The organism is Leifsonia sp. ALI-44-B (genome assembly GCF_001984125.1).
Lineage (GTDB): Bacteria > Actinomycetota > Actinomycetes > Actinomycetales > Microbacteriaceae > Okibacterium.
This window is the reverse complement of record NZ_MTQL01000007.1, coordinates 1408519-1434427: the sequence shown is the minus strand read 5'-3', so window position 1 is coordinate 1434427 and position 25909 is coordinate 1408519. Positions and strand designations below refer to the sequence as shown.

Sequence of the window (25909 nt, the reverse complement as noted above, 5' to 3'; positions counted from 1 at the left end):
CGTCGAATCTCGATACCTTCACCCTCCCGAGTGAGTATTTCTCATACTGATAGTTCACCGGGAAGGGCAAGCGAAAGGGGTGGGTGCCGGTACCGGCACCCACCCCTGACTTTGCGCGCGGCGCGCTAGCGCTGGACGATCATGATCCAGCTGAGTTGCACGTCGGTGCCGTCGCCCGAGCCCACGGGGGTGAGCGTCAGGTCGAGGGCGCCGTCGGCGGCTACGGCGCGATTCGGGAGCGACGCGACCGTGTTCTGGCCCGTGATGGGCTGGGCTGCGACGACCTGCTCGCCGTTGACAGCGATGGCTGCGCGGCGATTCTTCGCCCACTGCGACCACGGGTCGTAGAGGCCCACGTAGACGTCGTAGCTGCCGGCATCCAGACCCTCGAAGCGGTAGCCGAGGCGCTTGTCGGGCGCGGTGGCCGAGACGTAGCGCAGCGACTCGAACAGCGAGCCCGTGTTCGTGCCCGTTGCCGGGTTCGTGCTGCCCCAGCGGAGACCCGTCGCCGGGTCGGCGGCGAGTTGCTGATCGAACGTCGAGTTCAGCAGGGGCGCTTGGTCGGCGACGGCGGAACGGATTGCGTCGTATTCGGGTGACGCGGCGCCCCCGGCATCCACGAGGTAGCGCAGGCCCTTCGGCACGACGATCGTCTGGCGGGTGATCGGTTTGGCGACGCCCTCGACGGATGCCGTGAGCGTGACGGGACCGGGAACGTCGAGGGACGCGGCCGCCCAGGTGACGGTGCGCTTCGACGTGACGCCCGAGGACGTGACGGTGGCGGAGGTCGGCAGGCTGGCCGCATCCCCCAGTGTCACGGTCGCCGGGAGCTCGAGGTCGACACTCACCGAACCCTTGCCCTCGAGGTCGTCGAGCGTCCACTCGTCGTACCAGTTGAGCGACAGCTGGCCCTGCTCGCCGAATTCGAGCGGCAGCCAGACGGCGGGCGCGTTCTTCAGGTCGTTGGGCGTCCAACGGTCGCCCATGTAGATGAACTTGCCCGCGGCCGGGTCGATCGGAATGACCGACGTCGACTGGCTGCCGTGGGTCGTGGATGCCGTGGGACCCGTCGCCGGGTTGCCCTTGTCGGTCCACTCCCCCAGCATGCTCGTCGCCGTGGCGTATTTCGCCGGGTTCGGGTTCCAGCCCGTGGCCCCCGACGTGATCAGGTAGTACGTGCCCTGGTAGAGGAACACGGCCGGGGCCTCACGTTGCCCGCCGATATAGGCGCGGGTGAAGTCGACACCCTTTTCGGCTTTCTCCACGGAGGTCGAGAGGAACATGTAGTTCGAGCTCAGTTTCGAGACGAACAGAGTGAGGTTTTCTTCGCTGGCGTAGATGATGTAGCCGGTCTTGTCGGTGTCGACGAACAGGTTCATGTCGCGCGCCATGCCGGGGCTGTCGGGCTGGTAGTTCGGCTCACCTTCTGGCGCCACGTTCAACCGGTAGCTGTCGACGTAGCGGAACGGTCCCGTGGGCGAATCCGACACCGCGACACCCGCGTTGGCCTTGGCGTATTGCGCGTTGGAGGTCGCGCTCGGCCCGTCGGCGTGCACCCACAGCACCCACTGGTCGGTGCTCTCGTTGTAGATCACCTTGGGGCGTTCGAGGATGGCGGCGTTCACGTTCGGGTCGGTCTGCACCGTTCCGAGGTCGCGGTAGACGGCGGCCTTCTGCTCCGCCGTGTAGTCGGCGTAGAGCTCGGCGAAGTAGGCGTCGTCCTCGAATTGGCCGGGCGCCGACATGGCCTGCAGGGCGAGACCCTCGTCGTGCCAGTTGTAAAGGTCGTACGACGAGTAGACGTGCACGCCGCGGCTGGCCGAGTATCCGTTCCAGCGGTCCTCGCCGTACCAGTAGTAGAGCGTGCGGCCGTCGGCGTCCTTCGACGGCACGACCTGGCCGCCGTGAGCCTGGATCGGGTTTCCGTTGTCGTCGACCCACGCCTGTCCCGGGCGGAACGAGTCGTAGGTGACGAGCGGGCGGAGCGCCACAAATGCCGAGCCGAGGGCGTCATACGAGGCCCGGATGGCGGCGGTGTCGGTCGATCCGGCGGTCACGAGCTTCTGCGCGCGGGCGATCTCGGCGTCGAGGGCGGCGAGCGAGTCATCCGCATAGCCCTCGCGCTGAGCGGCGCCCAGGGTGACGGTGCGGATCTTCTCGGCCAGCAGCTCGGCGCCGTAGGTCTTCGGCGCGCGCACGATCAGGTAGTTGACGGCCGGATCGGTGTAGGCGTTGGTGCGGCCGGCGGGGCTGTGCACCTCGAGGTCGAGCGTGCCGTCGGTGACCTCGACCGTATAGGTGCGTTCGAGCAGGCTTCCGGATGGCGCATTGACTCGTTCGAGGCTGCGGCCCTCTGCCCGCAGGTCGACGTCGCGGTTGGTCCAGCCGGACGGCAGCTGGAAACCGAAGCTCACGTCATACGAACCCTCGGGAAGGTCGAAGGCGTAATCCACAGAACGCGTGTCGAGCTTGGCGCCGGTCGGCGGCTTGTCGTAGCGCAGCGAGGCCGTCTTGTCGGTGCCCGCCGAATCGTTGGCGGTCGGCGTGCTGTTGGCATCGGAGACGTAACCCCAGCTGCCGCCCGTGGCCTGGTCGAGACCGTAGGGCTGGTCGGTCTTCTTCTGGAAAAGGCCGATGTGGTCGCCGGGCGATACGGCGCCGGGGTTGGCGGTTCCCGCGTTGGCGAAGTAGAGCACGAAGTCGTTCTCGACGAGCTGCTGCAGGGTGGGACTCGGGTAGGTGGGGGCGAGCGCGGCGGCGTCGGCCGCTGCGGGCGGCTGGGCGGCGAGCGAACCCGTGACCGCGAGGCCGAGGGCCGTGGTGAGGGCGGCGCCGCGGCCGAAGGTGCGACGCAGCTTGTGGTTGCGAGAGCGGCGGGGCTCGGATGCGACGGCTGCCGTGTCGGCGTCTGCTGAGGTGGCTGCGGCCGGCCCGGAGGGAGCAGAGGGAGCAGAGGGAGCAGAGGCTGCATCCTCGTCGAGGATCGACGCTGCGCTTGCCGACGAAACGGCGTAGCGCGAACGGCGGACAGCGACGAGCAAACCGGTCGCGGCGCCGAGGATGGCGACGGCGAGCGCGAGCATCGTAGCGAGGTCGACGCCCGAGAGGGCGAGGCCTCCGGGGGTCGAGCCGTTCGTTCCCGAGCCCGTGCTCGTTCCGGCGCCTGAACCGGCGTCCGTGCCGGAGCCGGAGCCCGTGCCGGCGCCGGTGCCGGGCTGCGTGCCGGGCTGGCCGGGTTCGGTGGGCGTCGTCGGCTCGCCGGGGAGGGACTCGGGCGTGTTGCCCGCGCCTCCCGGTGCCGAGCCGAAGGCGGGCGCCGCGCCCGCGAGAGCCGTCGCACCGGTTTCGGTGGCGGCGATCGCGGCAAGGGGTCCGTCCGGCAGGTCGGCTGCGCGGGCATCCTGTTTGCCCCACACGATCGCGTCGCCGTCGGCGGTCAGTGCCGCCGAGAAGTACGGGCCCGCGGCGAGGGTCGCGATGTCGGATCCGGGCGCGGTGACGGTGGCCGGCGCATCCGCCTGGCCGAAGGCGTCGCCACCCCAGGCGAAGACGCGGCCGTCGTCGGTGAGCGCGAGCGCCTGGTCGGTGCCGGCCGCGACCTGCACGACCTCTTCGTCGGCGAGGGCGTCCGGAACCTCGAGCTGGCCCACGTCGGAGCGGCCCCAGGCCACGACATCGCCGTCGGCGGTGGCGGCGAGCGTGAAGCCCGAGCCGATGGCCGCGCTCGTGACCGTTTCGCCGTCGAGCGTGGCGGGGACATCGTTCTGGCCGAAGCCGTTGTCGCCCCAGGCCACGAGGGAGCCGTTTTCGAGCACGGCGAGCGAGTTGGAGCCGCCGGCGGCGATCTGCAGCACGCGCGTGGCCGCGGACGGCACGTCGGTCTGGTCGTCGCCGTCGCGGCCCCAGGCCACGACGTCGCCCTCGGAGGTGAGAGCGAGGGAATGGTTGGCGCCGGCTGCGATCTGCGTCACGGTGCGGTCGGCGAGCGCGGCGGGCACGGATGCTTGGCCGAAACCGTTCGCGCCCCAGGCCGCCTCGCCGCCGTCGGCGGCGAGGAAGAGGGTGTGGTCGAGGCCGGCGGCGAGGCCAGCGCCCGATGCCGTGGCGAGCTCGGCGGGCACGGCTGAGGAGCCCCAGGCCACAGGGGTGGGTGCGGAATCGCCGGCGGTAGCCGACGGAGTCGGGGCGGCCGCGGCGAGCGCCGCCGAGACCGGGCCCGTGGCCAGGAGGAAACCCCCGGCGAGGGCGAGGGCGGCCGCGCACGGCCGCTTGAAGGAACGAGAGGTCATTGAATCGCTTTCACGTCGGTGTGGAAGGAGAAGAAAGGTGCAGAGAGCGAGGAGCGGGTGCGGGCCGACGAACGACCCGCACCCGTCTCAGCTACTCCGCGCTTGTCGAACCTGCACTGGTCGAACCCGCGCGGCGTCGACGCACGACGACGAGCGCCGCGCCGGCCGCGAGCAGCAGCGCGCCGAGGGCAGCGAAGCCGCCCACCTGCGCACCCGAGTTCGCGAGCCAGTTCGAACCGTTGGCCGTTCCGGCCCCGGAACCCGAACCAGCGCCCGAACCCGAACCAGCGCCGGAACCAGAACCGCTCCCTGCACCGGGCGTGCCTGTTCCGGGCGTACCGCCGCCGGTGCCCGGGTCGGTCGGGTCGACCGGCTCCACGGCATCGGCCACGAAACGAACCGTATAGGTCGACGACGCCTCACCGTTCTCGGCGGCGACCGTCACGGTTCCGACGGGCTCGGCGGCCGCCGCATCGGGCTGCGCGATCGTCACGGTCGCGTACGGGTCGGCCGAGCGTGCGCCCAAAACGGGTGCCTCGGCGGCAACCGCGAGCGCGGAGACCCGCGAAGCCGGAACGGCGGCGACGGCGACGGCGGTCGAACCGGCGGCCGACGACACCCTCGCGGCCGGAGCGGCATCGGCTGCCGCATCCGCACCCTCGGTCAGCGCCGCGATCGGCACCCGGTATTCGAGCGTCTCGGCATCGAACCCGGCAACGGCCTCACCGTTCACGGTCAGCTGGTCGAGCGTCGCATCGGTTCCGACACCGGGCGCGCCGGGCGCCCACACCTCGAATTCCGACAGCGCGATGCACGCGTTGGCGCGGGCCGTCATGGTGGCGCGCAGCTTCGACGTCGTCACGGGGGTGGCGAGCTCGAAGACATCCTCGGTCACCGTGGTGGGCTGGGCGTTGACGGGCACCCAGGCCGAGGCCGCGGCATCCCACCAGCTCAGCTGCACGGTATCGGCCGGCAGGGTTCCGCCGTTGTCGTTGTAGAAGCGCAGCGTGACGTGGTCGATGGTGGTCTCGGTGGCGAGATCCATCTGCACCCAGTCGCTCGGGCGCCACTGCCCCGACACCCAGTTCGTCCAGCGATTCGAGTCGACCACGCCGTCGTTCACGTTGGTCACCTTGTCCCACTGTCCGCTGAAGGATGCCGTGGGCGTGCCGTTCGGCGCGAGCGCCACGTTGACGAGCGACGGGTTCGTGACCTGCACGCGCACGGTCGCGGGCACGGAGCCCGCAGTCGTCGCACCCGAAACGGTCACGGTTCCGACGGTGTCCCAGGCGTCGGCGTCGACCTCGTCGAGATCCCACGTGACGGCCACGTCGACCTGTTCGCCACCCTCGGTCACCGCGGTGACGGTGGCGGGCAGCTCGGGTTCGTGCCCGAGCCACGTCTTGGCGCGGGCGGGCAGCGTCGAGGCGAGCGTGCCGACGACCACCTCGGCGGTCACGTCGCGCGTGTCCCCCGCGGGTCCGGTCGCGACACCCGTCACGGCGACGACGCCGGCGGCCGAGAAGTCGACGCCGTCGGTCGTCCAGGCGACGGGCACCTGCGCCGTTGCGCCCGAAGCCTGCGTGGCCGAAACGGTCTCGGGCAAGGCGGGCGTCACGCCGGGCGCCGTGAAGACGCGCACGGGGGCGACATCCGACAGCGACAGGTCCGACACGATGAAGCGCTGGTTGTCGGCCGACGATCCCGTCCACAGACCCACGGATGCTCCGGCCGCCGTCGACTGACCGCCCACGTCGAGCAGCGTGCCGTAGGCCTTGTTCACGAACGTGTAGCTTCCGTCACCCGTCGTCGACAGTATCCAGCGCGAGGCGGCGGGCTGCACACCCGCGGTTCCGGAGGCGGACGCGGTGGTCAGAGCCGTGCGCGACGACGCCGACAGGGCCTGCCCGCTCGCCACGTTGAGCACGCGGTACTCCTCGCGGTTCGAAACGCCGTCGGTCAACTTCTCGACGCGCCAGTGCTGCGCGCCCTTCGTCTGGTCGACGTTCTCCTGCGTGACCTTCCCGGCGGCGGCCGAGAGAGCCTTCGAGGCGTGAGCGCTCGTCAGCTGGTAGACGCCGCGATCGGTGAAGATGCTCGCGTCGTCGGCGACGCCCGAGACCCCGTCGACCACGAGGGTCGTGACGGAGGCGGCGGGCAGCGTGACGGTGGCCGATCCGTCGGTCACGGGGATGGCGGGCTGCGCCACGAGCGCGCCCGAGGCGTCGGTCACGATGGGCGTCACGGTGGCGCCCGCGGTCGAGGCGAACTTCGTCAGGTCGATGGCCACGGTCTTGGCGGCCGTCGCGTCGTTGATGGAGACGAGCGTCGCGCCCGAACCATCCCCGTCGATCGCGGCCGTCGTCTTGGTGTCGTTGACGCCGACGATGTGGTCGCCCGGCTCGATGTAGTGCGTGTAGTTACGCACGGTGTTGTATTTGGTGTTCGTGCGGATCGTGTAGTCGCCCGTCTCGTTGCCGTTGAAGGGCAGCTGGATGCTTCCCCAGTTGGCGTTCTCGGCGGCGGGCGTCATGTTGTCGTAGTCCTCGACGGGCTGCCAGAACACCCAGGCCGACGGCTCGAGCTCGCGCAGGTCGTCGGTGATGCGGCCGGCCATGCCGAGGCCGGGGGCCATCGACTCGAAGTTCTGGCCGTTGCCCCACGAGCCCTCGACCTCGCTCATCCACAGCGGTTTGTCGGCGGCCTTCGCGATATCGCGCACGCTCGAGCGCTGGCCCGTGCCGTAGGTGTGCACGTTGAGTTGCTCGATGAGGTTCTTGGTGGCGTCGGCGTAGCCGTTCCAGGTGCTCGCGAAGCGGCCCGGGTTGGTCTCGTCCATGCCCGAGATCTTCGAGTCGCTGCCGTACTTCACCTGGGCCTTAGCCAGCGCGGCGAAGATTTTCTCCTGCGTGGCGGGCGGGATGTTCGCGCCCTCCTGTCGCCCGTAGGCGGTCCAGTATCCGTTCCAGGGCTCGTTCAGCAGGTCGATCGTGTCGACCGTGATGCCCTCGGCGTCTTCGAGGTGCTCGGTGGCGCGGGCCATGTAGGCCGCGAAATCGTCGATATCGGCCGCGCGCATCTGGTCGGCGTTCTTGTCGACAGCACCCGAGACCACGCCGCTGTTGGTCATGAAGTAGGGCGGCGAGTTGGAGAACGTCTCCCATTTATCGACGCCGCGGGCCTTGGCGGCCTGCACCCACCAGCGCTGCGTGGGGTCGGCGTCGAAGTTCCACATGCTGTCGTCGTCGGGGTTCCACCAGTCGCGCGCGTTCTGGTCGAGGCCGGCCGGGCGCTTCCACCAGCCCTCGACGTCGCCGCCCGGGCGCAGGTAGGAGCGCGTCTCGGGCGCGTCGCCGCCGCCCACGTTGTAGCGCGCGATGTTGAGGTTCAGGCCGTCTTTTCCGAAGACCATGTCGGCGAGCTTGTTGCGCACCTCGTCGGGGTAGTCGCCCGTGGCGTTGGCGAACCAGACGAGGCTCGTGCCCCAGCCCTCGAACTCGGGCTGCTGGTAGGACGGGTCCGGCGTGATCGTCTGGGTGGCGGATGCCGCGGCCACGGCAGCCTGGGAGGTGACGGCCTGGGCCGGCGCCGTCGCCGCGGGCGCCGCGTGCGCCCCCGCTCCGGCGAGGGCGACACCGGAGGCGGCGAGCGCGCCCGTCAGTGCCATCGAGACGGTGCGCCGGAGTCGGCGACCCCGGGGTGTTCGTGCTGTCATGGGACGTTCCCTTTCGCTTCATTGCGTGTGATGAGGGTGCATCGGGTCATGCGGGTGGTGCGGTGGTGCTGATGGGTTGGTGCTGCGGGTATGTCGTACTTCGGGGTTGGACCCGCGGGCCGACCGTGGCCGGCCCGCGGTGATCTAGAACTCGGTGTGACCGAGGTCGGCGGCTCTCACGAACGAGAGGGTCGCGTCGGGGATGGCGTGCAGTTCGAAGAGCACGATCTCGTTCGCGCCGGGCTTCAGGGTCGAGGCGGGAACGTAGAGCGTGTTCTGCGGGCCCCGGCGCCAGTAACGGCCGAGGTTGAAACCGTTCACCCAGGCCACGCCCTTGCCGAGCGTGGTGGTGTCGAGGAACAGGTCGGTGGGCGCCTCGAGCTCGACGGTCGCGCGCACGAACGCGGGGCCGGCGATGGCGGATGCCTCGGGGTTAGGTGCCGCGGCCCGCGCGAACGCCTCGGACACGGGTGACAGGTCGTCGAGCCCGAGCGGCTGCAACTCCCAGCGCTCGTGCGCGTGCCCGTCGATCGTGACGGGGCCGATCAGGCCCTTGTCCTCGCCGATGCGGTGCCCGTAGTTCACACGGCCCTGGTCTTCGACGAGGATCTCGAGCGTGCCCGACGCCTCGAACGGCAGGCCGATGCCGCGGTCGTGGTTGTCGCGCGACAGCACGCCGACGGGCTGGCGGTTCAGGAAGACGAGCGCGCGGTCGCGCACCTCGCCGATGGTCAGGACGGGCGCGCGCCCGGTGCCGCGGAAGTCGATCTCGGTGCAGTAGACGCCGAAACCCGTGTAGTGCTCCACCTGGTCGAAGGTCGGGATGCTGCGGTGCGGAACGCTCTCGCCGAGCGCCGAGGCGACCTGCCAGAAGGGGACGACGGCGTCGAGCGGAGCTCGGAACGCCGGGGCGGGCGCCGCGGCATCCGGAACCTCGTCGGGAACCGGCGCATACTTCGCGATCACGTCGCGGAACGCCCAGAACTTGGGGCCCGGGTTGCCGGCCTCGTCGAGCGGGGCGTCGTAGTCGTAGCTCGTGACCGTCGGCTGATAGACACCCTTGTCGTTGGCGCCGTTCGTGAAGCCGAAGTTGGTGCCGCCGTGGAACATGTACAGGTTGACGGATGCCCCGGTTGCGAGCAGTTCGTCGAGCTCGCGCGCGGCCTCGGCGGCCGGCGTGGTGTGGTGGTGCGAGCCCCAGAAGTCGAACCAGCCGTTCCAGAACTCGGCGCACATGAGCGGGCCCGTGGGCTGGTGGCGGCGCAGCGTGGCCAGGCGCTCGGTGGCGCGCGACCCGAACGAACCGGTCTTGTGCAGGCCCGGCAGGCTGCCGTTGGCGAGCATCTCGTCGGTGGGCTGGTCGATGGTCGTGAGCGGCACCGTGATGCCGTGCGCGCGGTTGAGGGCCACGAGCGCCTCGAGGTACTGCTTGTCGTCGCCATAGGCGCCGTACTCGTTCTCGATCTGCACGAGGATGACGGGGCCGCCGTTCGAGATCTGCGCGCGCTCGACGATGGGCAGCACGCGATCGAAGTAGCGCTCGACCTCGGCCATATAAAGGGGCTCGAAGCGGCGCACGCCCACGGCCTCGTCGCGGAACAGCCACGCGGGCAGGCCGCCGTTGTCCCACTCGGCGCAGATGTAGGGGCCCGGGCGCACGATGGCATACATCCCCGCGTCGGCGATGAGCTGCAGGAAGCGCTCGAGGTCGAGGCGGCCCGTCAGGTCGAAGTGGCCGGGGTTCGGCTCGTGCAGGTTCCACGGCACGTAGGTCTCGATGGTGTTGAGGCCCATGAGCTTGGCCTTGCGGATGCGGTCGGCCCACTGTTCGGGGTGCACGCGGAAGTAGTGCAGCGCGCCGGCGAGCACGCGGAACGGCTGACCGTCGAGCTCGAAGTCGGTGTCGCCGATGCGGAAGTCAGGCACGGGTGTCCCCCAGGGAAGAAGTCGTTGCGTCCGAAGCGTCGGACGGAGAAGAGGCGGATGGAGCGGCAGCGGATGTCGCTGCCAGGCGGATGATCGACCACGAGAGCGCGGGCAGGGTGACGGATACGGTCGAAGAAACCTCGGTGCCCGAAGAAACCTCGACACCCGCGAGCGGCACGAGGCCCACGCGCGCAGGTTCGGTCGCCGTGTTCGAGGCGTGCCGATCGAGTCCCTCCGGCACGGTCAACGTCTCGGCGTCTACGAGCGCGAGCCCCGCGACATCCGGGATGTCGACGCTCAGGGCGAGCTCGTCGGTCGTCGACCGGTTCACGAAGAACAGCACCACCTCGTCGCCGTCGCGCGTGGCCGCGGCATCGACGACGGGAACGGCGCCGTACTTCTGCGTCTCGACGACGGGTGCGCCCGAGACATCCACCGCGAGGATCTCGCCGCGCGCGAACCGGGCGGTGCGCTCGAACGGGTGGAACGTCGTCTGCCGCCAGGCGGGCCCGCCGGGCTCTGAACGGATGGGCGCGATCACGTTGACGAGCTGCGCGAGGTTCGCCATCGACACGCGGTCGCCGTGCCGCAGCAGCGAGTTCAACAGCGAGCCGACCACCACGGCGTCGGTCACGCCGTACTCGTCCTCGATCAGGCGCGGCGCCTCGTTCCACTCCCCCGTCAGCAGGGGTTCCTTGTCGACCTCGTTGAAACGCGTCTGATACCAGACGTTCCACTCGTCGACGCTGATGCCGATGGGCCGCTCGATGCCGGCCTCGGCGCGCACCTCGTCGATGATCTGGGCCACCTCCTCGAGGTAGCGGTCGAGCCCCACGGCCGAGGCCAGGAAGCTCTCGGCGTCGCCATCCAGCTCCTCGTAATAGGCGTGCACCGAGATGTGGTCGACGAGCCCGGCCGTGTGCGTCAGCACCGTGCGCTCCCAGCTGCCGAACGTGGGCATATCGGCGTTCGACGAACCCGCCGCCACCAATTCGATGCGGGGGTCGACGAAGCGCATGAGGCGCGCGGTCTCGGCGGCCAGGCGGCCATATTCGTCGGCCGTCTTGTGGCCGATCTGCCAGGGCCCGTCCATCTCGTTGCCGAGGCACCAGACGCGGATGTCGAAGGGCTCGTCGGCCCCGTTGGCGCGGCGGGCATCGCTCAACGCCGTGCCGCGCGGAATGTTGCAGTATTCGAGCAGTTCTGCGGCTTCGGCGACGCCGCGGGTGCCGAGGTTCACGGCCTGCATGACCTCGACTCCCGCCGATGCGGCCCAGGCGGCGAACTCGTGGATGCCGACGCGGTTCGTCTCGATCGAGTGCCACGCGGCATCCAATCGCACGGGTCGTTCGTCCACCGGTCCCACGCTGTCTTCCCACTTGAAACCCGAGACGAAGTTGCCGCCCGGGTAGCGCACGATGCTGACGCCGAGCTCGCGCACGAGGTCGGCGACGTCGGAACGGAAGCCCGCCGCATCCGCCGTCTCGTGGCCGGGTTCGAAGATGCCCGTATAGACCGCGCGACCCATGTGCTCGACGAACGAGCCGAAGAGCCGGGGATTGACGGGAGCGACGGGGGTGCGGGTGTTCAGGCGCAGCGAGGCGGTGAGCACGGGGAACCTTTCGAGGGGGAAGGAGATGGCGGGCGGAGGGGGATCCGCCCGCCATCTGGTCGTTCTGGCCGGAGCTGGCTGCTCCCCGGCCGGTTACTTCGCGGGCCGGCTACTTCTCGGAGACCGTGAAGCCCTGCTCGGAGCCGTAGCTGGCCGAGGCCTTCTGCCAGGCGGTCAGACCCTCGTTGAGGTCGGACTTGTTGGCGTAGGCCTGGCCGACGGTGTCGTTGTAGATGCTGTTGGCGTAGACCTGGAAGGGCAGGTACTGCCATCCCTTGACGACGTTCTTGGCCGAGTCGGCGAAGACCTCGTTGATCTTCTGGCCGCCGAAGTACTCGCTCTCGTAGCCGAGGAATTCGTCGGACTCGAGGTCGGCGTTGGTCGACGGGAAGCCGCCCTTGTCGATCGAGATCTGCGTGCCCTCTTCGGCGTTCATGTACTTCAGGAAGGCTGCGGCGACGAGCTTGTTCTTCGACTGCTCGAGCACGGCGTCTCCACCGCCACCGTTCTCGGCCGTCGCGGTTCCGCCGGCCTCGTACTGCGGCATGGGGGCGACGCGCCACTGGCCGGAGCCGTCGGGGGCCTGGCCCTCGAGGTTGCCGGGCATCCACGAGCCGATGATGAGCGTGGCGATCGAACCGTCGGACAGGCCGCGGAACCACTCGTCGCTCCAGGAGGAGGTCTGGGCCACGTAGCCGCCCTCGACCAGCTGGTTCCACTTGTCGGCCCACTTCTTCGAGCCCTCGTCCTGCAGGTTGATGCCCACGTTCTCGCCGTCGACCGTGTACGGCTTGCCGCCGGCCTGCCAGATCATGCTCGTGGTGAAGCCCGCGTCGCCGGTGTCGTTGGTGATGTAGGCGTTGGGGTCGGCGTCGTGGATGGTCTTCGCGGCCGCGATGTACTGGTCCCAGGTCTCGGGCACGGCGATGCCGTACTTGTCGAAGACGTCCTTGCGATAGAACATCGCCATGGGGCCGGAGTCCTGCGGCAGGGCGTAGAGCTTGTCGTTCAGGTTGACCGAGTTCCACGTCGAGGCCGTGAACTTGTCTTCCAGGTCGTCGAAGCCGAACTTCGACAGGTCGGCGAGCGAGTTGCCGAGCGCGAACTGCGGCAGCGCGTAGTACTCGATCTGGGCCACGTCGGGGGCGCCCGAGCCGGCCTTGATCGCGTTCTGCAGCTTGGTGTACTGGTCATTGCCGGTGCCGACGTTCTCCACGTTGACCGTGATCTTCGGGTACTTCTCCTCGAAGGCCTTGGCGATGTCCTCGACCGCGGGGGCCCAGGCCCATACGGTGATGGATGATTCGGTCTGCAGGGCCTTCTCGAGGTCCTCTGCCGAGCCGGAGTCGGCCGAGCCGCCGGGGCCCGACGAGCAGGCCACGAGCGAGGCGCCGGCGGCGATGCCGACAGTTGCCGTGGCGAGCGTGCGCCAGACGGTCTTCTTGAAACGACTGTTCATCGTTTTCCTTTCACGTCGTTGTAAACGGTGTTCGGGTTTCGGTGTGGATGCGGAGCTGTGTGTTACGGGTGGTGCGGTGAAGCAGTGATGCGGTGAAGGGATGCTGCGGTGAAGGTGCTGCGGGTGAGACATCCGCGGGTCGTCGTTACTGCTTGACGCTGCCCGCGGCGAGCCCCGACTGCCAGTAGCGCTGCATGAAGAGGAACGCGATGACGATCGGGATGATGGTGAGGAACGAGCCCGTGATGACGAGGTTGTAGATGGCCTCGCCGCCGGCCGTGGAGGCCTGGTTGTTCCACTGGTTGAGGCCCACCGTGAGGGGGTACCACGTCGACTCGGACAGCATGATGAGCGGCAGGAAGTAGTTGTTCCAGGTGGCCACCATGGTGAAGAGCAACACCGTGATGAGACCGGGGCTCAGCAACTTGAGCGAGATGGTGAAGAAGGTTCGGAATTCGCCCGCCCCATCCATCCGCGCCGCCTCGAGCAACTCGGTGGGCACCGAATCGATGGCGTAGGTCCAGATGAGATAGAGGCCGAAGGGGCTGATGAGCGAGGGCAGGATGATCGCCCACGGGGTGTTGGTCAGACCCAGCTGGCTGAACATGAGGAACGTGGGAACGGCGAGCGCGGTTCCGGGCACGGCCACGGCGCCGAGGACGACCGCGAAGACGCCCTTCTTGCCGGGGAAGTCGTACTTGGCCAGGCCGTAGCCCGCGAGCGTGGCGAGGAACGTGGCCCCGCCGGCGCCGACGACCACGTAGAGCACGGTGTTGCCGAACCAGCGGATGAATTCGCCGTCGTGGTAGGCCAGCGTCTCGCCGATGTTCGCGAACAACGAGAAGTCGCCCGAGAACCACAGGCCGAACGAGTTGAAGAGCACGTCCTGCGTCTTGGTCGAGTTGACGAAGAGCCAGAACAGCGGAAGCAGCGCGTAGACGAGCATGACGGCCATGACGACGGTCAGCCAGACGGAACGCTTCTTGCGGAAGCCGCCCTCCTGCGGTTTGGCGAAACGCGGGCGGCGCTGGCCGGTCGACGAACGCCGCGCCGGGCGCACGCGGCCGGTCGTGGCGTCGATCTTATCGGTGGGCTGGTTCGAGGGGGCGGGGGCTGCGCCCTGTTGCACGCTGGTCATGGCGTCACTTCTCCTTGCGCGAACCGGAGTTCTGCACGATGTAGGCGATCACGGCGGTGACGACGCCCATGATGATGGCGATGGCGGCCGAGTAGTTGTACTGCTGGCCCGAGAACGACAGGTTGTAGGCGTACATGTTCGGCGTGAAGAACGTCGAGATCGTGTTGGGCGCGAGCGATTGCAGGATGTTCGGCTCGTTGAACAACTGGAAGCTGCCGATGACCGAGAAGATGCCGGCGATCACGATGGCACCGCGGATGGCGGGCAGCTTGATGCTGCGGATGATGCGCCACTGGCTGGCACCGTCGAGCTCGGCTGCCTCGTAGAGGTCCGTCGAGATGACGCGCAGCGCGGCGTAGAAGATGAGCATGTTGTAGCCCACGAACTCCCACGTGACGATGTTGCCGATCGAGAGCAACACCCAGTTGTTCGACAGCGGATCGGGCAGCTGGATGCCGAAGAAGTCGTTGACGTTTCCGACGAGGCCGAAGCGGTTGCCGTACATGAAGCCCCACATGAGCGTCGCGACGACGGCGGGAACCGCGTAGGGCAGGAAGATCGAGATGCGGAAGAACGACGACAGGTAGAGGCGGGCCGAGTCGATGGCGAGCGCCGCGAAGAGGGCGAGGCCCAGCATGATGGGCACCTGCACGCAGAGGAACAGGGCGACGCGGCCGAGCGAGTCCCAGAACTTGGGGTCGGAGAGGGCCTGCGTGTAGTTCGAGATGCCGACGAACGCGTTGCCGCCGATCAGCTGCTCCTTGAAGAGGCTGAGGTAGATCGCATAGATCACGGGGGCGACGAGCACGAGCGCGAAGACGACGAGGAACGGGGCCACGAAGGCCCATCCCGTCCATCTGCGTTTGTCTCGCCGGAGAGCGGCCGGCCGCGGGGTGGCGGGGGCGTCTGCTGACAGCGTCGTCATGGGAAATCCGGTTCGTTGGGAGCGAGTTTCGGTGTGGTGCGATGTTTGCGTAAACATCTGCGTTCTGATGGTAGCGTGTTTACGTAAACATGGGGTGTGGGTTACACCTTTACACGACAACAGCGTCGCGTCAAGTGCGGCGAGAAGGGGGTCTCGAGTGCCTGTCGACGACGCCACCTCCCCCGTTCCGCTCGCCGCTCAGCCGCTGGTGGGCGACGTCTCGCCCGACGCTCCGCCGCTCGCTGCAGACGTGCCCTCGGGCGATGGGGCCGGCTCGTCGCAGCCCTCGCGGGAGCCGCTGCCGGCAGTTTCCCTGACGCCATCCGGGCCTCTGGGTGTAGCCTCCTCGCGCGTGCGCGGTCCGTCGATGGCCGACGTGGCGAAGCGCGCGGGCGTTTCCTCGCAGACCGTGTCGCGCGTCTCGAACGGCCACCAGAACGTCGACGCCGACACCCGCGACCGCGTGCTGGCCGCCATGGCCGCCGTCGGCTACCGCCCCAACAGCGCCGCGCGGGCGCTCAAGACGGGCCGCTTCCGGACGATCGGCGTCATTATGTTCACGCTTTCGACCTTCGGCAACATGCGCACGCTCGACGCCATCGCGACGGCCACGGCCGAGGCGGGCTATTCGATCACACTCATGCCGCTCAGCCATCCGACCCAGGGCGAGGTCGCGGGCGCGTTCACGCGTTTGAGCGAGCAGGCCGTCGACGGCATCCTCATCATCATCGAGGCGCACATCCTCGACCGCGCCGACATCTCGCTGCCCGCTGGCATCCCCGTCGTCATCGTCGATTCGGATGCCGCAGACCCCTACACCGTGGTCGACACCGACCAGCGCCAGGGTGCCCGACTCGCCACCGAGCACCTTCTGGCGCTCGGCCACCCGACCGTGCACCACGTGGCCGGGCCGCCGACGTCGTTCTCGTCGGCGCGACGCACCGAGGCGTGGCGCGCGTCACTCGAGGCGGTCGGCGCTCCCGTCGACGAACCGCTCGTCGGTGATTGGTCGGCCGAGTCCGGCTACCGCATCGGGGCGCAGCTCGCACAGAACCCGGCCGTGACCGCCATCTTCGCGGCCAACGACCAGATGGCGCTCGGAGTCTTGCGCGCCCTGCACGAGGCGGGGCGGCCCGTGCCGGACGATGTCAGCGTCGTGGGCTTCGACGACACCGAGGAATCGTCGTCCTACTGGCCGCCGCTCACGACCGTGCACCAGGACTTCTCGGCCGTCGGTCGCATCTGCGTGCAACGCCTCCTCGCCGAGATCGAGCAGAACGCGGCAGCGGCGGGTACCACCATCGTGCCGGTGCGCCTCGTCGAGCGCGCGTCCACGGCTCCTTACGCCCGAGACTGACGTGGCAACCCCCTCACATTGCACGGCCTGATGTGATCGGATGGTGGAGGGCGATCAGCGCCGACCGCCCGACGAATCATCCGCACACGAAGGGCTGAAACATGGGCACGATCGCAGCGAACATCGTCGACACACTCAAGGCGTCAGGGGTGAAACGCGTCTACGGCCTGCCGGGCGATTCGCTCAACGGCTTCACGGATGCGTTGCGCGCCGATGGAGACCTCGACTGGGTGCACGTGCGCCACGAGGAGGGCGCCGCCTTCGCAGCCTCGGCCGAGGCCGCGCTCACGGGCGAGCTGTCGGTGTGTGCCGCCAGCTGCGGCCCCGGCAACCTGCACCTCATCAACGGGCTCTACGACGCCAACCGCTCCCGCGTGCCCGTTCTGGCGATCGCCGCCCACATCCCGAGCGGTGAGATCGGCAGCAACTACTTCCAGGAGACGCACCCGCAGGAGCTGTTCCGCGAGTGCAGCGTCTACTGCGAACTCGTCTCCGATCCCGCCCAGATGCCGCGCGTGCTTGAGATCGCCATGCGCACGGCCATCGAGAAGAAGGGTGTCGCGGTCATCGTGATCCCGGGCGACATCCTGTTGAAGAAGGCCGACAGCCCGCGCACGGTCTCGATCCGCCCGACCCAGAGCTCGGTGCTGCCGTCGGCCGAGGGCCTCGCCGAGGCCGCAGCCCTCTTGAACAAGGGCGAGAAGGTCACCATCCTGGCCGGCGCAGGGGCCGCGGGCGCGCACGACGAGCTTCTGGCGCTGGCCGACACCCTGGGCGCCCCCATCGTGCACGCGCTGCGCGGCAAGGAGCACGTCGAATACGACAACCCCTTCGACGTCGGCATGACGGGTCTGCTCGGTTTCGCCTCGGGCTACCGCGCCATGGAAACCTGCGACACGCTCCTCGTGCTCGGCTCCGATTTCCCCTACCAACAGTTCTTCCCCGAGAAGGCCGTCAAGATCCAGGTGGATGTCCGCGGCGAACAGCTCGGCCGCCGCACGCCGCTCACGCTGGGCCTCGTCGGAACCGTCAAGGACACCGCGGCGGCCCTCACCAATCTCGTCGAGCGCAAGAAGAAACGTTCTCACCTCGAAGACGCCCTCAAGCACTACAAGAAGTCCCGCAAGGGCCTCGACGAGCTCGCCGACAACGACCACAACCGCTCCCCCATCCACCCGCAATATCTGACGCGCCTGGTCGACGAGCTGGCCGACGACGACGCCGTCTTCATTCCGGATGTCGGCTCCCCCGTCACCTGGGCGGCCCGCTACCTACACATGAACGGCAAGCGCCGCCTCATCGGATCGTTCAGCCACGGAACCATGGCGAACGCCGTGTCGCAGGGGCTGGGCGCGCAGGCATCCCACCCCGATCGACAGGTCATCGCGCTCGCGGGCGACGGCGGCCTCACGATGCTCATGGGCGAGCTGCTGTCGCTCGTGCAGAACAAGCTGCCCGTCAAGATCGTGGTGTTCAACAACTCGTCGCTCAACTTCGTCGAGGTCGAGATGAAGGCCGCGGGCATCGTGAACTACGGCACCGACCTGGTCAACCCGAACTTCGCCGAGGTGGCCAAGGCCATGGGCATCCACGGCGTGCGCGTCGAGAAGCCCAACGACCTGTCCGAGGCGCTGCGCGAGGCCTTCGAACACGACGGCCCGGCGCTCATCGACGTCGTCACCGCTCGCCAAGAGCTCTCCATCCCGCCGACCATCACGGCCGAGCAGGCGGGCGGCTTCACGCTCTACGCGCTGCGCACCGTGCTCTCGGGCCGCGGCGACGAGCTCCTCGACCTCGCCAACACCAACGTCCTGCGGCGCATCTTCGACTGACCAGCCTCATGGAACATCTTTTTCGCGTCTCGGCTATTCCATCTGAACCATTCCCGCCGGAATATTCCGTCTGGAATATGGAGCGCACGTCACTGTTGGCCGAGCCCTACCCGGGTTTCGCGCTGATTGTGTCGCCGCAACTCCCGCGGTCGGCACCACTATCGGCGCAGGAGGAGGACCGTTTCGTTTGGACTATTCCAGCTGGACTATTCCAACTGGAATAGTTCACCTGGAATAGCGAAATCAAGAAAAAGATGTCCGTGTCGGCCGGGTACGAGAGAGGGGCGTGGGGGTGCGTGCGCTCCAACGCCCCTCGTGTCAGGTGCCGCTAGTTCTTTTCGACGCCGGATGTGTCGTTCTCGTGGCCCGGGTCATCGGCCGTGCCGTCGGTGTCGCCGTGCGTGACCTCATCACGCGACGGCTCGTCGGCCGAGGCTTCGGACGCCGACTCGTCGGGTTGCTGCGGGTCCTCGGCCGGCGAGACATCCGATTCGTGTGCGCCTGACTGGATGTCGGGGGCCGCGAGTCGGATCCGGTCGGCCGACTCGTCGTCGGGCTGCTCCTGCGAGGCACGCTCGGCTTCGACCCGCTTGAGGTAATTGTCGATCTCCCGCTGCGTGCGCTCGTCGTCCCAGCCGAGTGCCTCCTGCATGAGCTTGGCCGCGACCGGTGCCGCCGAAACGCCGCGATCCCAGGCCTCGATCGAGATGCGCGTGCGGCGGGCGAGGACATCCTCGAGGTGCAGGGCCCCCTCGTGCGTGGCCGCGTAGACGACCTCCGCCTGCAAGTAGTCGTCGGCCCCGGGCAGCGGCTCCTTCAACTCGGGGCGTTCGCGAATGAGATCGAGCACCTCATCCGACAAGACGCCGAAGCGGTTGAGCAGGTGTTCGACCCGCGTGGGGTGCACATCGAACGCCTTCGCGATCTTGGCGCGCTTGTTCCACGCGGCCTGATAGCCCTCGGCTCCCAACAACGCCACGTTCTCGGTCACGCTCTCGGGGATCTTGCCGTCGAGAGCGGATGCCGCAGCATCCACCGCATCCTTGGCCATGATCCGATACGTCGTCCACTTGCCGCCCGCGATCACCACGAGCCCCGGCACGGAATGCGCGACGAGGTGCTCGCGCGACAGCTTCGACGTCTGGTCGCTCTCCCCCGCGAGCAGGGGACGCAGACCCGCGTAGACACCCTCGACGTCGTCGCGCGTCAGCGGCACCGCGAGCACCGAGTTGACGTGTTCGAGGATGTAATCGATGTCGGCGGCCGTCGCGGCGGGGTGCGCCTTGTCGAGGTGCCAATCCGTGTCCGTCGTGCCGATCAGCCAATGGCGACCCCACGGGATGACGAAGAGCACGCTCTTCTCGGTGCGCAACAACAGACCCATGTTCGACTGGAAGCGGTCGCGCGGCACCACCAAGTGCACACCCTTCGACGCGCGCACCTTGAACTGACCGCGCTCCCCCACCATCGACTGGGTGTCGTCGGTCCACACGCCCGTCGCATTGACGACCTGCTTCGCGCGCACCTCGAAACGTTCGCCCGTCTCCAGGTCGTGCGCCTTGACGCCGACGACCCGCTGGCCGACCTTGAGGAAACCTTCGACCCGCACCCGGCTCGCGGCGTGGGCGCCATAGTAGGCAGCCGTGCGCACGACCGAGGCGCCGTAGCGGGCGTCGTCGACCTGCGCGTCGTAATAGGTGAGCCCGCCGACGAATGCGTCGGAGGCGAGCGACGGCAGGGCCCGCTGCACCCCGCGCTTCGAGAGGTGGCGGTGGTGCGGCACACCGGGCGGGCGCCCGCCCGTGTACGAGAACAGGTCGTAGAGCAGCATGCCCGCGCCGATGTAGAAACGCTCATAGAACCGCTTCTTCAGCGGGTAGAGAAAACGCACGGGTTTCACGAGGTGCGGCGCGATGCGCTGCAGCAGCAGCCCGCGCTCGGTCAGGGCCTCGCGCACCAGGCGGAAGTCGAGCTGCTCGAGATAGCGGATGCCGCCGTGCACCAGTTTCGACGACCGGCTCGACGTGCCCGACGACCAGTCCCTGGCCTCGAGGATTCCCGTCGACAGGCCGCGCGTCACGGCGTCGAGCGCACTGCCCGCGCCCACGATGCCGCCGCCCACGACCAGGATGTCGAGTTCTTTCTCCTTCAGGGCAGCGATCGCCTGGGCGCGTTCCTCCGGCCCGAGCTTCGTCGTTCTGCCGTCGTCGTCTCGGCCGTGATTCGGATGCGCCATCGGAGTCCTCCTGGGTAACCGCCTGCCGCTTCCGCCGGATCGGTGACCGCCACGACAGGCGATGTCGGCCACGTTCCCGACGCTAATACGCCCGCGGCGCGCGAACAAGCGCTTGTGCCGCACATCCGCTCACAGTAAGAGGTCGGCGCACACACGTGATGCCGGCCCCCGAAAGGACCGGCATCACGAGAACATGCTGCATTCGAGAGATCAGCTCACGCGGTAGGGCGCCACAACGACGTCGATGCGCTGGAATTCCTTGAGGTCGGAGTAACCCGTCGTGGCCATCGAGCGACGCAGCGCACCGACCAGGTTGGCCGTGCCATCGGCCGACGTCGCGGGGCCGTAGAGGACCTCTTCGAGCGTGCCGATCTGCTCGACGGGAACGCGGTTGCCGCGCGGAAGCTTCGAGTGGTGCGCCTCGGCGCCCCAGTGGTAGCCCTGACCGGGTGCATCGGTCGACCGCGCGAGGGCGCTGCCCAGCATGACCGCGTCGGCGCCGCAGGCGATGGCCTTGACGATGTCGCCCGACGTGCCGAGGCCGCCGTCGGCGATGACGTGCACGTAGCGGCCGCCCGACTCGTCCATGTAGTCGCGGCGAGCGCCGGCCACGTCGGCGACGGCGGTCGCCATGGGGGCGTGGATGCCGAGCGTGGCGCGCGTGGTCGACGCCGCTCCACCGCCGAAGCCGACGAGCACGCCGGCCGCGCCCGTGCGCATGAGGTGCAGCGCAGCGGTGTAGGTGGATGCCCCACCCACGATGACGGGAACATCGAGCTCGTAGATGAACTTCTTCAGGTTGAGCGGCTCTTGATTCTTCGAGACATGCTCGGCCGAAACTGTGGTGCCGCGGATGACGAACAGGTCGACACCGGCCGCCACGACCGTTTCGTACAGCTCTTGTGTGCGCTGCGGCGACAGCGCACCGGCGACCGTGACACCGGCCGCGCGGATCTCGGCCAGGCGGGCCGTGACGAGCTCGGGTTTGATGGGCTCGGAGTAGATCTCCTGCATGCGGGAGGTGGCCTGAGCCGCGCTCAGTTGCGCGATCTCGGCGAGGTAGGGCTCGGGGTTCTCGTACCGCGTCCACAGACCTTCGAGGTCGAGCACGCCGAGTCCGCCCAGCTGCCCCATCATGATGGCCGTCGACGGCGACACGACGGAGTCTATCGGTGCCGCGAGGAACGGGATGCCGAACTGGTAGGCGTCGATTGACCACGACACCGACACGTCTTCGGGGTCGCGCGTTCGGCGGGAAGGAACGACCGCGATGTCGTCGAAGGCATACGCCCGTCGGGCTCGTTTCGACACGCCGATCTCGTTTTCGTAGCTCACCCCACTACCTTATCGTCGCGAGGACCATCGGCCCGCACCTTCCCGGAGAGGGGAATGCGCGGGCCGACGGCCCGTGCCTGAGCTACTTCGAGACGAGCACGGGCTTGCCCGCGACGATCTTGTAGGTGCCCGGTGCCACCGTCACGCCGTTCACCCGGGAGGGGCGGGCCGACGGGTAGACGACTCCGGTCGTGCCGTTAGCCAGACCCGTGATGGAACCGCCGGTCACGCCGAAGGTCCACACGCCTGACGAAATGGTCATGCCGTTCGTCGCTCCGAATGACGTCCCGCTCGAGGCAAAGCCCTGCGTAGAGCCCTGAGCGGAGCCCGAACCAAAGGCGTTCGAAGAGCCAGTGGAGCCCCACGATCCGGTGCTGCCCGAGTACGCGTTCGCCCAGGAGCCGCCCGACCAACTCCACGATCCGGTGCTCCCGGACGTTGCGTTCGAGAAGGAGAACCCGTTGGCCGAGGACGATGCATTGGCGTTTGCCGACGCCGACGCGTTCGCCGCCGCGGATGCCGACGCGCCAGCGGTGCCTGCAGCGGTTGCCGACGCCGAGGCCGTACCCGCGTGAGCGGGAGCCAGCGTGGCGGCAACGAGACCGCACGCGAGCGCGGCGGTGCTAAGAATCGAGGTGGTCTTCTTCATGGGTGTTCCTCCAATTGAGCAGGCGGATCCTGCGGAATGCACGCGATTGCGCGCTCCCCACACACTCCCAATGAACGCCTCGTCCAGCCTGTCCACTTCCCCGGTGCCAGCCCTTGTATCTGGGGTTCTCTCAGACGAGGTCGGGGCCACGGTCCCCACACCACCACGAACTTGCGAGCGCCACCCCTGAGCTGCGACAACCTCTCACGTCGCGACCATCCTGAAAAAAACTGCCCGGATGGCGTGTCGGCCATCCGGGCAGTTGAGGTGAAGCGTTTGCGTCTTAGCGGTAGTTCGGCGCCTCGACCACGATCTGCACGTCGTGCGGGTGCGACTCTTTCAGGCCGGCGGGCGTGATGCGCACGAACTTGCCCTTCATCTTGAGCTCCTCGATCGAGCGAGCGCCAACATAGAACATCGACTGACGCAGGCCGCCGATGAGCTGGTAGGAGACCGCCGAGACCGGCCCGCGATAGGGGACCTGTCCCTCGATACCCTCGGGGATGAGCTTGTCGTCGGAGGGGACATCCGACTGGAAGTAGCGGTCCTTCGAATAGGACGTCTTGGTGCCGCGCGTCTGCAGAGCGCCCAGCGAACCCATGCCGCGGTAGCTCTTGAACTGCTTGCCGCCCTGGAAGATCAGGTCGCCGGGGCTCTCGTCGGTGCCGGCGAGCAGCGAGCCCAGCATGACGGTGTCGGCACCCGCGACGAGCGCCTTGGCGATATCACCCGAGTACTGCAGGCCGCCGTCGGCGATCACGGGGGTTCCCGATTCGCGGGCCGCGAGGGATGCCTCGTACACCGCGGTCACCTGGGGCACACCCACACCGGCCACGACGCGCGTGGTGCAGATGGAGCCCGGTCCGACGCCGACCTTGATGGCATCCGCTCCGGCGTCGATGATCGCCTGGGCACCCGAACGCGTCGCCACGTTGCCGCCGATGATGTCGACGGCCGCGAAAGCCGGATCTTTCTTCAGCTTACGGATGACATCGAGCACGCCGGCCGAGTCGCCGTTGGCCGTGTCGACCACGAGCACGTCGACGCCCGCCTCGAGCAGGGCGCCGGCACGCTGCCACGCGTCGCCGAAGAAACCGATGGCGGCGCCCACGCGCAGGCGACCCTCGTCATCCTTGGTCGACAGCGGGTACTGCTCGGTCTTGACGAAGTCTTTGACCGTGATGAGGCCCTTGAGCTTGCGGCGCTCGTCGACCAGGGGCAGCTTCTCGATGCGGTGCTGGGCCAGCAGCGCCATGGCCTCGTCGGAGGAAACGCCGACGGGCGCGGTGACGAGGTTCTCGCTCGTCATGACGTCGCGCACGAGCGTGGTGGCCTTTTCGAACGGCGAGACGAAACGCATGTCGCGGTTGGTGACGATGCCCACGAGCACGCCCTCGCCGTCGACGACGGGCAGACCCGAAACGCGGAATTGTCCGCAGAGCGCATCGACTTCGGCCACCGTTGCGGTGGGCGTGGTCGTGACGGGGTTGGTGATCATGCCAGATTCGCTGCGCTTGACGCGGTCGACCTGGTCGGCCTGGTCCTGGATCGACAGGTTGCGGTGCAGGATGCCGATGCCACCCTCGCGGGCCATGGCGATGGCCATGCGTGCCTCGGTGACGGTATCCATGGCGCTCGAGAGCAAGGGGGTATTCAACCGGATGCGCTTGGTGAGACGCGATGACGTCTCGGCTTCACTGGGGATGACGTCGGTGTGCCCGGGCAGAAGCAGCACATCGTCGTAGGTGAGACCGACAAAACCGAAGGGATCCGGCTGATCCATCATTTCTCTTTTCCATGTTCGAGGCCGAGCAGAAGGCGGATTCACACCTCTGGGGATCCGGTACTTAATACTAAACGAGCTGTACCCCCTTGTATTCCTCGGCTCCAGGCCCCACTATCGGGCAGTGGCCGTCAAAGTGGACGGGGTGAAAAAAACGAGTGCTGTGCCGGAAACATATTCGACACATACCCGCTGTAGCGTCGGCCACCAGTCAGCGCACGAAGACGGAAACTGGGGGCAACCGCCCTCCCGTCTCACACAATGGAGGTGCAGCTTGGGCCGTTCACGACCACACGCGATGGTGGGTCGCCTCGCCCTGGTATTTGCCAGTGTCTTATCCGTCTGTTTCGCTCTCGTCGTCAGTATCGGGATGCCGGCCGCCAGCGCCTCTGCGGCCGCCCCGGCATCCGTCGACACCGTGCACCTGTCGGCGACCCCGGCACCCAGCCCGGAACCCACGAGCGACTTCACCAGCACCTTCACGGTGTCGGGAATCATCAAGTCCGGGGACGAGGGTGTCGCGGATGTCGACGTCGCCGTCTCGGGCAACGGATTCGACGAAACCGTCAGCACCAACGATCAGGGCCGCTGGACGGTGAACGTTCCCGAAGCCGGCACCTACACGGTCGAGCTCGACGAGTCGACTCTGCCCGACGGCGTCGCCCTGCGCGACGGCACCGAGGCCAGCAAGGAGATCACGCTCGCCCAGACCAACTCGGTCAGCGTGCTGTTTCCCACGGGCGAGGACACCCGGCAGACCACCGGGTTCGGCGAACAGCTGCTCATCCGCATCGTCGCCGGCCTCAACTTCGGCCTGCTGCTGGCCCTCGCGGCCATCGGCATCACGCTGATCTTCGGCACGACGGGCCTCAACAACTTCGCCCAGGGCGAGATGGTCACCTTCGGCGCCATCATGTCGTGGGTGTTCGGCGTGCTGCTCGGCCTCAACATCGTCGTGGCGACCATCGTCGCCGTGCTGTTGGGTGCTGTCTTCGGCTACCTGAACGACGCCGTGCTTTGGAAACCCTTGAGGCGCAGGGGGGTGAGACTCGTGCAGGCCATGGTGGTGTCCATCGGTTTGTCGATCGTGTTGCGCTACGTCTACCTCTTCAACATCGGCGGGCAGACGAAGACCATGAACGTGGGGCTCTCGACGCCCGTCATCATCGGTCCGCTGCGTTTGACGGTCGCCACGCTCATCAGCATGGGCCTCAGCGTCGTCGTGCTGCTGGCGGTCGGATACTTCCTCACCCGCACGCGCATCGGTAAGGCCACGCGCGCCGTGTCGGACAATGCGTCGCTCGCCGCCGCATCCGGCATCAACGTCGACCGCATCATCCGCATCGTGTGGATCCTGGCCGGCGCCCTGTCTGCCCTAGCCGGTGTGATGTTCGCGCTGTACCGCCAGGTCTCGTGGGACATGGGGTTCCAGATCCTGCTGATGATGTTCGCCGCCGTCACGCTCGGCGGCCTCGGAACGGCCTTCGGGGCGCTCATCGGCTCGATCGTCGTCGGCCTGTTCGTCGAACTCTCGACGCTCGTGCTGCCGCCCGACCTGAAGTACGCCTCGGCTCTCGTCGTTCTCATTCTCGTTTTGCTCGTTCGCCCGCAGGGCATACTCGGCCGCCGCGAGCGGATCGGTTAGGGAGATAC

The 25909-nt window shown here is 68.0% G+C and carries 15 protein-coding genes; 4 read left to right on the top strand and 11 right to left on the bottom strand.

Annotation, left to right across the window (positions count from 1 at the left end):
- Positions 1 to 125 precede the first annotated feature (125 nt).
- From ALI44B_RS13715 to ALI44B_RS13685, 7 genes are all read right to left on the bottom strand, one after another.
- Complete coding sequence (locus ALI44B_RS13715; protein WP_077055141.1) at positions 126 to 4289, bottom strand: family 43 glycosylhydrolase; 4164 nt, start codon at positions 4287 to 4289, stop codon at positions 126 to 128.
- Between the two features lie 91 nt (positions 4290 to 4380).
- Entirely contained in the window at positions 4381 to 8004 is a 3624-nt protein-coding gene (locus ALI44B_RS13710; RefSeq protein ID WP_083710039.1) for an RICIN domain-containing protein, read from the bottom strand.
- Between the two features lie 144 nt (positions 8005 to 8148).
- Positions 8149 to 9930, bottom strand: coding sequence for a glycoside hydrolase family 35 protein (locus ALI44B_RS13705; protein WP_077055139.1), 1782 nt, complete (start codon positions 9928 to 9930; stop codon positions 8149 to 8151).
- The gene (gene arfA / locus ALI44B_RS13700; RefSeq protein WP_238592212.1) at positions 9923 to 11542 is read right to left on the bottom strand and encodes an arabinosylfuranosidase ArfA; all 1620 of its coding nucleotides are present in this window, start codon (positions 11540 to 11542) and stop codon (positions 9923 to 9925) included. Before arfA ends, ALI44B_RS13705 begins: the two co-directional genes overlap by 8 nt.
- A 109-nt stretch (positions 11543 to 11651) precedes the next feature.
- Complete coding sequence (locus tag ALI44B_RS13695) at positions 11652 to 13001, bottom strand: ABC transporter substrate-binding protein (RefSeq protein ID WP_077055138.1); 1350 nt, start codon at positions 12999 to 13001, stop codon at positions 11652 to 11654.
- 145 nt (positions 13002 to 13146) lie between these two features.
- Positions 13147 to 14139, bottom strand: coding sequence for a carbohydrate ABC transporter permease (locus ALI44B_RS13690; RefSeq protein WP_077055137.1), 993 nt, complete (start codon positions 14137 to 14139; stop codon positions 13147 to 13149).
- 4 nt (positions 14140 to 14143) lie between these two features.
- Positions 14144 to 15064 carry a carbohydrate ABC transporter permease gene (locus ALI44B_RS13685; RefSeq protein ID WP_077055136.1) on the bottom strand — a complete coding sequence of 307 codons (921 nt, stop codon included), beginning with the start codon at positions 15062 to 15064 and terminating at the stop codon, positions 14144 to 14146.
- A 367-nt stretch (positions 15065 to 15431) separates the two neighbouring features.
- Between ALI44B_RS13685 and ALI44B_RS13680 the strand changes: the two genes are divergently transcribed.
- Both ALI44B_RS13680 and poxB read left to right on the top strand, forming a co-directional pair.
- Positions 15432 to 16421, top strand: a complete 990-nt coding sequence (locus ALI44B_RS13680) for a LacI family DNA-binding transcriptional regulator (RefSeq protein ID WP_083710173.1) — start codon at positions 15432 to 15434, stop codon at positions 16419 to 16421.
- Between the two features lie 101 nt (positions 16422 to 16522).
- Entirely contained in the window at positions 16523 to 18253 is a 1731-nt protein-coding gene (poxB, locus tag ALI44B_RS13675; protein ID WP_077055135.1) for a ubiquinone-dependent pyruvate dehydrogenase, read from the top strand.
- Between the two features lie 328 nt (positions 18254 to 18581).
- On the opposite strand, the gene ALI44B_RS13670 is transcribed toward poxB, so the two are convergent.
- The 3 genes from ALI44B_RS13670 to ALI44B_RS13660 all read right to left on the bottom strand — a co-directional run bounded on the left by ALI44B_RS13670 (position 18582) and on the right by ALI44B_RS13660 (position 22086).
- Positions 18582 to 20489, bottom strand: coding sequence for a glycerol-3-phosphate dehydrogenase/oxidase (locus ALI44B_RS13670; protein ID WP_083710037.1), 1908 nt, complete (start codon positions 20487 to 20489; stop codon positions 18582 to 18584).
- A gap of 210 nt (positions 20490 to 20699) precedes the next feature.
- Complete coding sequence (locus tag ALI44B_RS13665; RefSeq protein WP_077055134.1) at positions 20700 to 21824, bottom strand: GuaB3 family IMP dehydrogenase-related protein; 1125 nt, start codon at positions 21822 to 21824, stop codon at positions 20700 to 20702.
- An 82-nt stretch (positions 21825 to 21906) separates the two neighbouring features.
- On the bottom strand, positions 21907 to 22086 hold the full coding sequence (locus ALI44B_RS13660) for a hypothetical protein (protein WP_077055133.1): 180 nt from the start codon (positions 22084 to 22086) through the stop codon (positions 21907 to 21909).
- 91 nt (positions 22087 to 22177) lie between these two features.
- Here ALI44B_RS13660 and ALI44B_RS13655 point away from each other — a divergent pair, with 91 nt between their 5' ends.
- A complete protein-coding gene (locus tag ALI44B_RS13655) occupies positions 22178 to 22399 on the top strand; it encodes a hypothetical protein (protein ID WP_077055132.1) in 222 nt (73 codons plus the stop codon).
- 357 nt (positions 22400 to 22756) lie between these two features.
- On the opposite strand, the gene guaB is transcribed toward ALI44B_RS13655, so the two are convergent.
- Positions 22757 to 24256: an IMP dehydrogenase gene (guaB, locus tag ALI44B_RS13650; RefSeq protein ID WP_077055131.1), complete on the bottom strand. Its 1500-nt coding sequence runs from the start codon at positions 24254 to 24256 to the stop codon at positions 22757 to 22759.
- 370 nt (positions 24257 to 24626) lie between these two features.
- Here guaB and ALI44B_RS13645 point away from each other — a divergent pair, with 370 nt between their 5' ends.
- Entirely contained in the window at positions 24627 to 25901 is a 1275-nt protein-coding gene (locus ALI44B_RS13645) for an ABC transporter permease subunit (protein WP_238592211.1), read from the top strand.
- The last annotated feature ends 8 nt before the right edge of the window (positions 25902 to 25909 follow it).